This is a genomic window from Pseudomonas sp. MT92 (genome assembly GCF_058792515.1).
The window spans coordinates 1-12,104 of record NZ_JBXAFA010000012.1; the positions used below are offsets into that span (position 1 = coordinate 1).

Consider the following 12,104-nt stretch of genomic DNA (forward strand, 5'->3'; position numbering starts at 1 on the left):
AGGATTCCTTAACAACTTCAACCACTTGCGCTTTCGATCTCTCGTCAGCGGGAGGCGAATTCTACAGCGTTACTCGCCGCTGTCAACACCTCTTTTTCAACTTCCTTTCGACTTCGATGACCTGAAGCAACCTGCTGCCGAACACTGCGTAACTCATTGTTTGCCAAGGAGTTTTCCGTTTCGACTGCGCCGGAAGTGGGGCGAATTATAGGCTTCCAGAATCTGCCGTCAACTCCTATTTTCGTAAATCTGTCATACAGGTCAAAAAGGCCCGAAAACAAAAAGGCCGACCCAATGGGTCGGCCCTCTATTCCCTTCTACTTACAAGCTAGGGAATGCGAACTGCGACGCTTCATGGCTAGCACGCTGCGGCCAACGCTGAGTGATGGCCTTGCGACGGGTGTAGAAGCGCACGCCATCCGGGCCGTAAGCATGCAGGTCGCCAAACAGCGAACGCTTCCAGCCACCAAAGCTGTGATAAGCCACCGGCACCGGCAACGGCACGTTGACGCCGACCATGCCGACTTCGATCTCGTCGCAGAACAACCGTGCCGCTTCCCCATCACGGGTGAAGATGCAGGTGCCGTTGCCATACTCATGATCGTTGATCAGTTGCATGGCCTCTTCCAGGCTGTTCACTCGAACCACGCACAGCACCGGCCCGAAGATCTCTTCTTTATAGATGCGCATTTCCGGGGTGACGTTATCGAACAGGCAGCCACCCAGGAAGAAGCCTTCCTCGTGACCGGCCACGCTCAGACCACGGCCATCAACAACCAGTTTCGCGCCGGCTGCAACGCCGTCTTCAACATAACCGCTGACCTTGTCGCGTGCCTGACCTGTGACCAGAGGCCCCATGTCCAGACCGCAAGAAGTGCCGGCACCGATTTTCAATGCCTTGATTTGCGGTACCAGTTTGGCCACAAGCGCATCCGCCACCTGGTCGCCAACACAAACGGCTACCGAAATCGCCATGCAACGCTCGCCGCAGGAACCATAAGCGGCCCCCATCAGTGCGCTGACGGCGTTGTCCAGATCCGCGTCGGGCATCAGCACCGCGTGGTTCTTCGCCCCGCCCAGCGCCTGGACGCGCTTGCCGCGCTTGGTGCCTTCGGAATAGATATATTCGGCAATCGGCGTCGAACCCACGAAGCTCAGCGCTTTGACTTCCGGCGCTTCGATCAGCGCGTCCACCGCAGTCTTGTCGCCGTGCACCACGCTCAGCACGCCTTTCGGCAGGCCGGCTTCCAGCAGCAGCTGTGCGATCAGCAGCGTCGAGCTCGGATCACGCTCGGAAGGCTTGAGGATGAAGCAGTTGCCGCACACGATCGCCAGTGGATACATCCACAGCGGCACCATGGCCGGAAAGTTGAACGGGGTGATACCGGCCACTACGCCCAGCGGCTGGAAGTCGGACCAGGCATCAATGTTCGGACCAACGTTACGGCTGTACTCGCCCTTGAGGATTTCCGGTGCTGCGCAAGCGAACTCGACGTTCTCGATGCCACGCTTCAGTTCACCGGCAGCATCTTCCAGAGTCTTGCCGTGTTCTTCGCTGATCAGTTGAGCAATGCGGGATTCGTTCTGCTCCAGCAGTTGCTTGAAGCGGAACATCACCTGGGCACGCTTGGCCGCCGGCGTGTTACGCCAGGCCGGGAACGCAGCCTTGGCAGCATCGATAGCGCTCTGGATGGTTTCGCGGGTCGCCAGTGGCAGCTTGTGGATGGCTTGCCCCGTGGACGGGTTGAACACATCAACCGCGCGACCGTTCTCGGTCACCAGTTCGCCATTGATCAAATGCGGAATAACGCTCATGGAAGCTCCTGAAAAGTTGTCCACAGGCGCGCTCCAATCGGCGCGCCCGTTGTGTGTATGTATATAGAAGGAGAAATCAGTCGATTTTGCTCAGCACTTCACCCACCGCGTCGAACAGACGATCAAGGTCTTGCGGCTTGCTGTTGAAGGTTGGGCCGAACTGCAGGGTGTCGCCGCCGAAGCGCACGTAGAACCCGGCTTTCCAAAGCGCAATGCCCGCTTCGAACGGACGCACGATCGCGTCGCCGTCACGCGGAGCGATCTGGATCGCACCGGCCAGGCCGAAGTTGCGGATATCGATGATGTTTTTGGTGCCCTTCAGACCGTGCAACGCATTTTCGAAATGCGGTGCGACTTCGGCCACGCTCTGCACCAGGTTTTCCTTCTGCAACAGGTCGAGTGCTGCGAGGCCCGCGGCGCACGCCACCGGGTGTGCGGAATAGGTATAGCCGTGCGGGAATTCCACCGCGTATTCAGGGGTCGGTTGATTCATGAACGTCTGGTAGATCTCGGAGCTGGCAATCACCGCGCCCATCGGGATCGCACCGTTGGTGACTTGCTTGGCGATGCACATCAGGTCCGGGGTCACGCCAAAGGTGTCGGCACCGAACATGTTGCCGGTACGGCCGAAACCGGTGATCACTTCGTCGAACACCAACAGGATGCTGTGCTGATCGCAGATCTCGCGCAGACGCTTGAGGTAACCCTGTGGCGGAACCAGCACGCCAGCGGAGCCGGCCATTGGCTCGACGAATACCGCTGCGATGTTCGACGCGTCATGCAGTTCGATCAGCTTCAGCAGTTCGTCTGCCAAGGCGATACCACCCTGCTCCGGCATGCCACGGGAGAACGCATTGCTCGCCAGCAACGTGTGCGGCAAGTGATCGACGTCCATCATCGCCTGGCCGAACAGTTTGCGGTTGCCGTTCACGCCGCCGAGGCTGGTGCCGGCGATGTTCACGCCGTGATAGCCACGGGCACGGCCAATCATCTTGGTCTTGGTCGACTGGCCCTTCAGGCGCCAGTAGGCACGGACCATCTTCACGGCGGTATCGGCGCACTCGGAACCCGAGTCAGTGAAGAACACGTGGTTCAGGTTACCCGGCGTCAGATCCGTGATTTTTTCTGCCAGTTGGAACGACAGCGGATGGCCGTACTGGAAGCCCGGCGAGTAATCGAGGGTACCCAGTTGCTTGGCGACTGCTTCCTGGATTTCCTTGCGGGTGTGCCCGGCGCCGCAGGTCCACAGACCGGACAGCGAGTCATAAACCTTGCGGCCCTTATCGTCGATCAGCCAGCTGCCTTCCGCGCCGACAATCAAACGCGGATCGCGCTGGAAGCTACGGTTGGCGGTGTATGGCATCCAGTGAGCATCGAGCTTGAGCTGGCTGGCCAGAGAAGTCGGGGCGTTTTCGGGCAAGTTCATGAGCGAAACCTCGCAAGGCAATAAGCGGCGTAGGGATTGAAAACCGTTGTTGCAGCTAAGTTGCCACGGCGATAAAGTCGGTGAAATGCAACTTTTGTAACCTTCAGTCTGCCACTCACTAAACATTCGAGCAGCCCGCATGAGTATTCGCCGTCCCGATCCACTGGCTCAAGTCAGCGACTTCGATATCCGCCTGTTGCGGATTTTTCGCAGCGTGGTCGAATGTGGCGGCTTTTCCGCGGCTGAAAGCGTGCTCGGCATCGGTCGTTCGGCCATTAGCCAGCAGATGAGCGACCTGGAACAGCGCCTCGGCCTGCGCCTGTGCCAACGCGGTCGCGCCGGCTTTTCCCTGACGGAGGAAGGGCGCGAGGTTTACCAATCGGCATTGCAGCTATTGAGCGCACTGGAAAGTTTCCGCACCGAGGTCAACGGCCTGCACCAGCACTTGCGCGGTGAATTGACCATCGGGCTGACCGACAACCTGGTCACCCTGCCCCACATGCGTATCACCCACGCGCTCGCGCAATTGAAAGAGCGCGGCCCGGACGTGCAAATCCAGATCCGCATGATCGCGCCCAACGAGGTGGAACAAGGTGTACTCGACGGTCGCCTGCACGTCGGCGTGGTGCCACAGGCGAGCGCACTGTCGGGGCTGGAATATCAACCGCTCTACAGCGAACGCTCGTTGCTGTACTGCGCGGTTGGCCATCCGCTGTTCTATGTCGATGACAAACAATTGGATGATGAACGCCTGAACAGCCAGGACGCCATTGCGCCGACCTTTCGTTTGCCCGCTGAAATCCAGGCCCATTATCAGGCGCTCAACTGCACCGCCAGTGCTTCCGACCGCGAAGGCATGGCGTTCCTGATCCTGACCGGGCGCTACATCGGTTACTTGCCGGACCACTACGCCAGCCTTTGGGTGCAACAAGGCCGGTTACGCGCCCTGAAACCCAATGCGCGCTTTTATGACCTGAGTCTCGCCTCGGTCACGCGCAAGGGCCGTCGCCCTCATCTGGTGCTGGAAAGCTTCCTCGAAAGCCTGGCCGCCACGCGCTGAACAAACGCAAATCCTGCGACGGGACTTGTCTGAAGCCCATGGGTGCGCTATCAACGCACTGGATGCACCCACCCACTTGTCCGGAAGTGCCTATGACCTTTGAAGTCCCAGCCCACGGTGGAAAACCCGCCAGCCGCATTCGTCAGAAGAACGAAGAGACCATCATCAAAGCCGCCGAAGACGAGTTCGCCCGTCACGGGTTCAAAGGCACCAGCATGAACACCATCGCCCTGAATGCCGGGTTGCCGAAGGCGAACCTGCATTACTACTTCACCAACAAACTCGGTTTGTACGTGGCGGTGCTGAGTAACATCCTGCAATTGTGGGACAGCACCTTCAACACCTTGACCGCCGAGGACGATCCGGCTGAAGCCCTGACCCGCTACATCCGGGCCAAAATGGAGTTCTCCCGGCGTCAACCGCAGGCGTCACGCATCTTCGCCATGGAAGTCATCAGCGGTGGCGAATGCCTGACCGAGTATTTCAACCAGGACTATCGCAGCTGGTTCCAGGGCCGGGCCGCCGTGTTTCAAGCGTGGATCGATGCTGGCAAAATGGACCCAGTCGATCCGGTGCACCTGATCTTCCTGCTGTGGGGCAGCACCCAGCATTACGCCGACTTCGCCACCCAGATTTGCCGTGTCAGCGGGCGCAGCAAGTTGACCAGGCAGGACATGGAAGACGCCGGCAACAACCTGATCCGTATCATCCTCAAGGGCTGCGGCCTGACTCCGACTATTTAAGACACCTATGCCTTTTACCCTCAGTGGTTTTTGCGAATACCGCGAAGAAATTCGCAAAAGCCGCTTCATTACCTTCGCCGCACCGATCACCAGCCCCGCTGAAGCCCAGGCATTCATCGAACAACACAGCGACTTGAATGCCACGCACAACTGTTGGGCATGGAAAATCGGTGATCAATACCGCAGCACCGACGATGGCGAACCCGGCGGCACGGCGGGCCGACCGATTCTGGCCGCGATCGATGCTCAGGATTGCGACCAGGTCGTGGTGCTGGTGATTCGTTGGTATGGCGGCATTCAACTCGGTACCGGCGGACTCGCCCGGGCGTACGGCGGCGGTGCGAACAAATGCCTGCAGCCAGCACCGAAGATCGAGTTGATCAGTCGGGTGCCATTGAGCTGTGCCTGTGCGTTTAGTGAGTTAGCCCTGGTGAAGCTGCGCGTTGCAGAACTCGGGGGTCTGGTGGTGGAAGAAAGCTTCACGGCCAATGGTGTGGAATTGCAGTTGGCGGTCGGTGCAAGTCAGATTGATACCCTGCAATCCCAGCTCGCCGACTTGAGTCGGGGACGCATTTTGTTGCAGCGTTGAGGCCTGCATTTTTTTGGGGCGCACCGATTTTTCACTTATTCCATACTTGCCCACATCAGCTGTGCACCCGACTGTGGATAACCTGAGCACATACTGCTGTAACCCTTCTGTCATGCGGCTTTCAGGGCTTTGCTCACTTTTCGTCCAATTCGACATTGAAAACGCCAAATCCACATAAAAACAAATAGTTAGAGCGGTTTATCACCTTTAGAAGATAGCCGTCGCGCGCTTATGCCCTCCCTTTGAGCTTGCGCACAAATACTGTGGAGCAATCTGTGGATAACCCGTTCATGGCCGCTGCCGCACCATGCCGGACATGGCTTACGCTCAACTGCTCATTTTTTGATCAAACGCTGCCGAGCGAAAGCGGAGCCCGATCAAAGGCTTTGCCCTCAAGTGGTGCCGAATTCGGAAGGACTCCCAGCGAAGTGGCCTGCGCAACGCCTTGACGCATGGCGGTTTGACAATTTCCTGACCCAATGGCCAGAAAATTGCTTTATCCACAGGCACACGTCCATAGCACTGAGCCTGTCATGCCCAATCCCGTGCCACATTCCATTCAAGCGCCACGCTTGCAACTGCGCAGCATCAGCAAGCGCTACCCTGGCTGCCTGGCCAACGATGACATCGACCTGAGCATCGCCCCGGGCGAAATCCATGCCTTGCTCGGTGAAAACGGTGCGGGCAAAAGTACGCTGATGAAGATCATCTACGGCGTCGTCCACGCTGACGCGGGGGAGCTGATCTGGCAGGGACAACGCGTGACCATGCGCAACCCGGCTCAGGCGCGCAACCTCGGAATCGGCATGGTGTTCCAGCATTTCTCGTTGTTCGAAACCTTGAGCGTGGCGCAGAACATCGCGTTGGCCATGGGCGCAGCGGCTGGCACGCCGAAACAACTTGAACCGAAGATCCGTGAAGTCTCACAGCGTTATGGCATGGCGCTGGAACCGGAGCGACTTGTCCACAGCCTCTCCATCGGCGAACGGCAACGGGTGGAAATCATTCGCTGCCTGATGCAGGACATCCGCCTGCTGATCCTCGACGAACCGACTTCGGTTTTGACCCCGCAGGAGGCCGATGATTTGTTCGTCACCCTGCGCCGGCTCGCCGCCGAGGGTTGCAGCATTCTGTTTATCAGCCACAAGCTCGGCGAAGTCCGCGCCCTGTGCCACAGCGCAACAGTGCTGCGCGGCGGCCGGGTGGCTGGGCAATGCGTGCCTGCCGAATGTTCAGACCCGCAATTGGCGCGACTGATGGTGGGCGAGGCTGCAGAACTGATCACCGATTATCCAAAGGTGCGCGGCGCTGAAGCCTTCTTGAAGGTCAAAGACTTGTCCTGGCATAACCCCGATCCGTTTGGCTGTTCACTGAAAAACATCAACCTTGAGGTGCGCAGCGGCGAAATCGTCGGCATCGCCGGGGTGGCCGGCAATGGCCAGGACGAATTGCTGGCCTTGCTCAGCGGTGAAGAACGGCTGACCCGCGACGAGGGCACAACGATCTGCTTTGGCAGCGAAGCGGTGGCCCATTTGCGCCCCGACGCGCGTCGCCTGCGCGGCCTGGCGTTCGTCCCCGCCGAACGTCTTGGCCACGGCGCCGTGCCGGAACTGAGCCTGGCGGATAACGCCCTGCTCACGGCCTTTCAACAAGGGCTGGTCAATCACGGCCTGGTGCAGCGCGGCAAAGTCGTAGCGCTGGCCGAAGAAATCATCCGTCGCTTCGCGGTCAAGACACCGGACAGCCAAACCCCGGCCCGCAGCCTGTCAGGCGGCAACTTGCAGAAGTTCATCCTCGGCCGGGAAATCCTTCAGCAACCGAAACTGTTGGTGGCCGCGCACCCGACCTGGGGCGTGGATGTCGGCGCCGCCGCGACCATTCACCGGGCGCTGATTGCCTTGCGCGATGCTGGCGCGGCGATCCTGGTGATCTCCGAAGACCTCGACGAATTGTTCCAGATCAGCGACCGCCTCGCCGCCTTGTGCGGCGGACGATTGTCGCCACTGCGCGCCACGGTCGACACCCGCCTGATCGATGTCGGCGGCTGGATGGCCGGCCGCTTCGACGCCCCTCAATCACCTGTATCCGCAACGCTTTAACGGAGTGTCACATGCTGCTTTCTCTTGAACCCCGAGGCCAGCAATCGCGCCTGATGTTGTGGTGTTCGCCGATGCTCGCGGCGGTCCTGACGCTGAGCTGTGGCTCGCTGCTGTTCATCGCACTGGGGCATGACCCGCTGCTGACGCTGCACACCTTGCTGATCGCACCGGTCAGCGACTGGTATGGCGTGTCCGAATTGCTGGTCAAGGCCTTGCCCATTCTGCTCTGCGCACTGGGCCTGGCGGTGGCCTATCAGGCGCGGATCTGGAACATCGGCGCCGAAGGTCAACTGTTGCTCGGTGCACTGGCCGGCAGTGCGCTGGCGGTGAACATCATCGATATGCAAAGCCGTTGGGCGCTGGTACTGATCCTGCTCACCGGCACCTTCGCTGGCGCGGCATGGGCCGGTCTGACCGCCTGGTTGCGCACGCGCTTCAATGCCAATGAAATCCTCACCAGCATCATGCTCAATTACATCGCCCTGAACCTCTTGCTGTATTGCGTTCATGGCCCGCTGAAAGACCCGGAAGGCTTCAACTTTCCGCAGTCGGCGATGTTCGGCGATGCCAGTCGCTTGCCGTTGCTGACGGAGGAAGGACGAGTGCATGCCGGGGTGTATTTCGCCCTGCTCGCGCTGGTGGCGGTGTGGGTGTTGTTGCAGAAAAGCTTTGTCGGTTTCCAGATCAAAGTGCTTGGGCTGGACAAGCGCGCGGCCGGTTTCGTCGGCTTTCGCGAGAAGCGCCTGATCTGGCTCGCGCTGTTGATCAGCGGCGGTTTGGCGGGGCTGGCCGGCGTCTGCGAAGTCACCGGGCCGATCGGTCAATTGGTGCCACAAGTGTCGCCCGGCTACGGCTACGCGGCGATCACCGTGGCCTTTCTTGGTCGATTGAATCCTGTCGGCATTCTGTTTTCCAGCCTGTTGATGGCGCTGCTATACATCGGTGGCGAGAGCGCGCAAATGAGCCTGAACCTGCCCCAGGCGATCACGCAATTGTTCCAGGGAATGATGCTGTTTTTCCTGCTGGCCAGTGATGTGCTGATCCTCTATCGCCCGCGTTTGAACCTGCGCTGGACCCGCCGCGCCCCCACCACCGCCGTACACGCAGGAGCGCTGTGATGGATATCGATCTGCTGAGCAATATTTTCTACGCCATGGTGCGCTGCGGCACACCCTTGCTGCTGGTGGCATTGGGTGAACTGATCTGCGAGAAAAGCGGCGTACTCAATCTGGGCCAGGAAGGCATGATGCTGTTTGGCGCGGTGATCGGTTTCATCGTCGCGTTCAGTACCGGCAACTTGTGGCTGGGGGTGTTGCTGGCCATGCTGGCCGGGATGCTGTTGTCCTCGCTGTTTGCACTGGTGGCGCTGGTGTTCAATGCCAACCAGGTGGCCACCGGCCTGGCGCTGACGATTTTTGGCGTGGGCCTGTCGACCTTCGTCGGCGCGGCATGGGTCGGTAAACCACTGGCGGGTTTCGAACCCCTGGCGATCCCTTACTTGAGTGAAATTCCGCTGATCGGACGCATGCTGTTTGCCCAGGATCTGCTGGTGTATCTGTCGTTCGCCCTGTTTGCGCTGGTGGCCTGGGTGATTCTAAAAAGCCGCGTCGGGCTGATTATCCAGGCAGTCGGGGAAAACCCGGATGCGGCCAGTGCCATGGGCTTGCCAGTGCTGGGCGTGCGCGCATTGGCGGTGTTGTTCGGCGGTTCGATGGCGGGGTTGGCCGGGGCGTATCTGTCCCTGGCGTATACGCCGATGTGGGCGGAAAACATGAGCGCCGGACGCGGCTGGATTGCCCTGGCACTGGTGGTGTTTGCCAGTTGGCGGGTGTGGCGACTGCTGCTCGGCGCCTACCTGTTCGGGCTCGCCAGCATTCTGCATCTGGTGGCACAGGGTTTGGGGCTGGCGATTCCATCGAGCCTGCTGGCGATGCTGCCGTACGTGGCGACCATTGTGGTGCTGGTGCTGTTGTCCCGGGATGCGGTGCGCACCCGGTTATATGCGCCGGTGTCGTTGGGACAGCCGTGGCAGGCCGGGCGTTAGTCTGAACAACAGACAACAACGGACTCGACGCCTGGCATCAAGCGATGCAGCATAGGCTCAACCCGCGCGCCCATCGAGTCCGCGACGTTCAATTTTCAAGGAAGCCCATCATGTCCACGGCAAAAACCGCACTCATCATCGGCGCCTCCCGGGGCTTGGGCCTCGGGCTGGTGAAAACCCTGCTGGCCGACGGCTGGCAAGTCACCGCCACCGTGCGTAACCCGCAGAACGCCAATGCCTTACAGGCCTTGGGCAAGGTGCGGATCGAGAAACTCGACATGGACGACCAGCAAGCGGTAATCGCATTGAGCCAACAGCTCAAAGGCGAAGTGTTCGACCTGCTGTTCGTCAATGCCGGGGTCAAGGGCCCTGACGTGCAGACGCCGAACGGCGGTGCGACGCTGGCCGATGTCGGTCAGCTGTTTTTCACCAACGCCGTCGCGCCGATCAACCTGGCTCAGCGTTTCATCGGGCAGATCCGGCCGGATACCGGCGTGCTGGCGTTCATGAGTTCGGTACTCGGCAGCGTGACCATGCCGGACGCGCCGGAATTGGCACTGTACAAGGCCAGCAAAGCGGCGCTGAACTCCATGACCAACAGCTTCGTCACCCAGTTGGGCGAACAGAAGCTGACTGTGTTGTCGTTGCATCCGGGCTGGGTGAAGACCGACATGGGCGGTGAAGGTGCCGACATCGACGTTGAAACCAGCACCCGCGGCCTGGTGGATCAGGTGGACGCGTACACCGGCAAGGGCGGGCATCATTTTGTGAATTACCGGGGTGAAACCATTCCCTGGTAACACACAACCCCCTTTGGAAGCCGGTTGCTCTGTCGGACGAGGCTTGCCGGGAAAGCCGTTTTCATCGAAACTCCGCACCTCGCCTCCCCGGCGACCCTGGATCAGCAGACAGGGCAACACTGAGCTGGCAACCCTGAACCCCACTTTCAGAGGAGCCGGCCAACATGCCTGCGACCCGTACCTGGTTAAAAAATCCCCTCGCCATTTTCACGGCCAACGGTCTCGATGCCCGTGGCGGCCTGGTGCTGCAAGACGGCGTAATCGTCGAAGTGCTCAGCCTCGGTCAACAACCTTCGGCACCGTGCAATGACGTGTTCGACGCCCGCGAGCACGTGATCCTGCCTGGCCTGATCAACACCCATCACCATTTCTATCAAACCCTGACCCGCGCCTGGGCGCCGGTGGTCAACCAGCCTTTGTTCCCGTGGCTGAAAACCCTGTACCCGGTCTGGGCCCGACTGACGCCGGAAAAACTGGCCCTCGCCACCAAAGTCGCGTTGGCCGAGTTGCTGCTGTCCGGTTGCACCACCGCCGCCGATCACCACTATCTGTTCCCCGAAGGCCTGGAAAATGCGATCGACGTGCAGGTTGAAAGCGTGCGCGAACTGGGCATGCGCGCCATGCTCACCCGTGGCTCCATGAGCCTCGGTGAAAAGGACGGCGGCCTGCCACCGCAACAAACCGTGCAGGAAGGCCAGGTGATTCTCGACGACAGCCAGCGCTTGATCGCTGAGTACCACGAACGCGGCGACGGCGCACAAATCCAGATCGCCCTGGCGCCCTGCTCGCCGTTCTCCGTGACCCCGGAAATCATGTCCGCCAGCGCCGAACTGGCCAACAAGCTTGACGTGCGCCTGCACACTCACCTGGCCGAAACCCTCGACGAAGAAGACTTCTGCCTGCAACGCTTCGGCCTGCGCACTGTGGATTACCTGGACAGCGTTGGCTGGCTCGGCCCGCGTACCTGGCTGGCCCACGGCATCCACTTCAACCCGGATGAAATCGCCCGCCTCGGCGCGGCCGGCACCGGCATTTGCCATTGCCCGAGCTCGAACATGCGCCTGGCCTCCGGCATCTGCCCGACCATCGAATTGACCGATGCCGGCGCGCTGCTCGGCCTTGGCGTGGATGGCTCGGCCTCCAACGATGCGTCGAACATGATGCTTGAAACCCGGCAGGCGCTGTACATCCAGCGTCTGCGCTACGGTGCCGAGAAGATCACGCCGGAACGCGTACTGGGTTGGGCGACCAAAGGTTCGGCGAGCCTGTTGGGCCGTACCGATATCGGTGAGATTGCCGTGGGCAAGCAAGCCGACCTGGCGCTGTTCAAGCTCGACGAACTGCGCTTCTCCGGCAGCCACGATCCGGTATCGGCGCTACTGCTGTGCGGCGCGGATAGCGCGGACCGGGTGATGGTCGGCGGTAAATGGCGAGTGATTGATGGACAGGTCGAGGGGCTCGACCTCAAAGGCTTGATAGCCGATCACAGCCAGGCGGCACGACAGTTGATTGCCGGGACCTGATCCGA

At 60.3% G+C, this 12,104-nt stretch carries 10 protein-coding genes; 8 read left to right on the plus strand and 2 right to left on the minus strand.

All coding sequences use genetic code 11. From position 1 onward, the window contains the following. Window positions 1-321: 321 nt before the first annotated feature. Entirely contained in the window at window positions 322-1,815 is a 1,494-nt protein-coding gene (locus AC1Q6D_RS21485) for a CoA-acylating methylmalonate-semialdehyde dehydrogenase (RefSeq protein ID WP_090465112.1), read from the minus strand. Between the two features lie 76 nt (window positions 1,816-1,891). Next, window positions 1,892-3,241, minus strand: a complete 1,350-nt coding sequence (aptA, locus tag AC1Q6D_RS21490; protein ID WP_103403217.1) for an omega-aminotransferase AptA — start codon at window positions 3,239-3,241, stop codon at window positions 1,892-1,894. A 139-nt stretch (window positions 3,242-3,380) separates the two neighbouring features. On the opposite strand from aptA, the gene AC1Q6D_RS21495 reads away from it, so the two are divergent. The 8 genes from AC1Q6D_RS21495 (at window position 3,381) to AC1Q6D_RS21530 (ending at window position 12,099) form a co-directional block, all read left to right on the plus strand. After that, window positions 3,381-4,301: a LysR family transcriptional regulator gene (locus AC1Q6D_RS21495; protein WP_047537148.1), complete on the plus strand. Its 921-nt coding sequence runs from the start codon at window positions 3,381-3,383 to the stop codon at window positions 4,299-4,301. 92 nt (window positions 4,302-4,393) lie between these two features. Then, window positions 4,394-5,044: a TetR/AcrR family transcriptional regulator gene (locus AC1Q6D_RS21500; protein WP_047537145.1), complete on the plus strand. Its 651-nt coding sequence runs from the start codon at window positions 4,394-4,396 to the stop codon at window positions 5,042-5,044. Between the two features lie 7 nt (window positions 5,045-5,051). Continuing rightward, entirely contained in the window at window positions 5,052-5,633 is a 582-nt protein-coding gene (locus tag AC1Q6D_RS21505) for an IMPACT family protein (RefSeq protein WP_103403218.1), read from the plus strand. A gap of 533 nt (window positions 5,634-6,166) precedes the next feature. Next, window positions 6,167-7,732 (plus strand): ABC transporter ATP-binding protein, encoded by a 1,566-nt coding sequence (locus AC1Q6D_RS21510; RefSeq protein WP_103403219.1) that lies wholly within the window; start codon window positions 6,167-6,169, stop codon window positions 7,730-7,732. A gap of 11 nt (window positions 7,733-7,743) precedes the next feature. Next, window positions 7,744-8,850, plus strand: coding sequence for an ABC transporter permease (locus AC1Q6D_RS21515; protein WP_103403220.1), 1,107 nt, complete (start codon window positions 7,744-7,746; stop codon window positions 8,848-8,850). Then, the gene (locus tag AC1Q6D_RS21520; RefSeq protein ID WP_103403221.1) at window positions 8,850-9,776 is read left to right on the plus strand and encodes an ABC transporter permease; all 927 of its coding nucleotides are present in this window, start codon (window positions 8,850-8,852) and stop codon (window positions 9,774-9,776) included. Before AC1Q6D_RS21515 ends, AC1Q6D_RS21520 begins: the two co-directional genes overlap by 1 nt. A 110-nt stretch (window positions 9,777-9,886) precedes the next feature. Next, entirely contained in the window at window positions 9,887-10,576 is a 690-nt protein-coding gene (locus tag AC1Q6D_RS21525) for an SDR family oxidoreductase (protein ID WP_103403222.1), read from the plus strand. 164 nt (window positions 10,577-10,740) lie between these two features. Then, the gene (locus tag AC1Q6D_RS21530; protein WP_103403223.1) at window positions 10,741-12,099 is read left to right on the plus strand and encodes an 8-oxoguanine deaminase; all 1,359 of its coding nucleotides are present in this window, start codon (window positions 10,741-10,743) and stop codon (window positions 12,097-12,099) included. The last annotated feature ends 5 nt before the right edge of the window (window positions 12,100-12,104 follow it).

What these genes read in the sequence shown, in the direction of transcription:
- AC1Q6D_RS21485 (WP_090465112.1), bottom strand. Translation starts at nt 1,815, where the DNA reads ATGAGCGTTATTCCGCATTTGATCAATGGCGAACTGGTGACCGAGAAC.
- aptA (WP_103403217.1), bottom strand. Translation starts at nt 3,241, where the DNA reads ATGAACTTGCCCGAAAACGCCCCGACTTCTCTGGCCAGCCAGCTCAAG.
- AC1Q6D_RS21495 (WP_047537148.1), top strand. Translation starts at nt 3,381, where the DNA reads ATGAGTATTCGCCGTCCCGATCCACTGGCTCAAGTCAGCGACTTCGAT.
- AC1Q6D_RS21500 (WP_047537145.1), top strand. Translation starts at nt 4,394, where the DNA reads ATGACCTTTGAAGTCCCAGCCCACGGTGGAAAACCCGCCAGCCGCATT.
- AC1Q6D_RS21505 (WP_103403218.1), top strand. Translation starts at nt 5,052, where the DNA reads ATGCCTTTTACCCTCAGTGGTTTTTGCGAATACCGCGAAGAAATTCGC.
- AC1Q6D_RS21510 (WP_103403219.1), top strand. Translation starts at nt 6,167, where the DNA reads ATGCCCAATCCCGTGCCACATTCCATTCAAGCGCCACGCTTGCAACTG.
- AC1Q6D_RS21515 (WP_103403220.1), top strand. Translation starts at nt 7,744, where the DNA reads ATGCTGCTTTCTCTTGAACCCCGAGGCCAGCAATCGCGCCTGATGTTG.
- AC1Q6D_RS21520 (WP_103403221.1), top strand. Translation starts at nt 8,850, where the DNA reads ATGGATATCGATCTGCTGAGCAATATTTTCTACGCCATGGTGCGCTGC.
- AC1Q6D_RS21525 (WP_103403222.1), top strand. Translation starts at nt 9,887, where the DNA reads ATGTCCACGGCAAAAACCGCACTCATCATCGGCGCCTCCCGGGGCTTG.
- AC1Q6D_RS21530 (WP_103403223.1), top strand. Translation starts at nt 10,741, where the DNA reads ATGCCTGCGACCCGTACCTGGTTAAAAAATCCCCTCGCCATTTTCACG.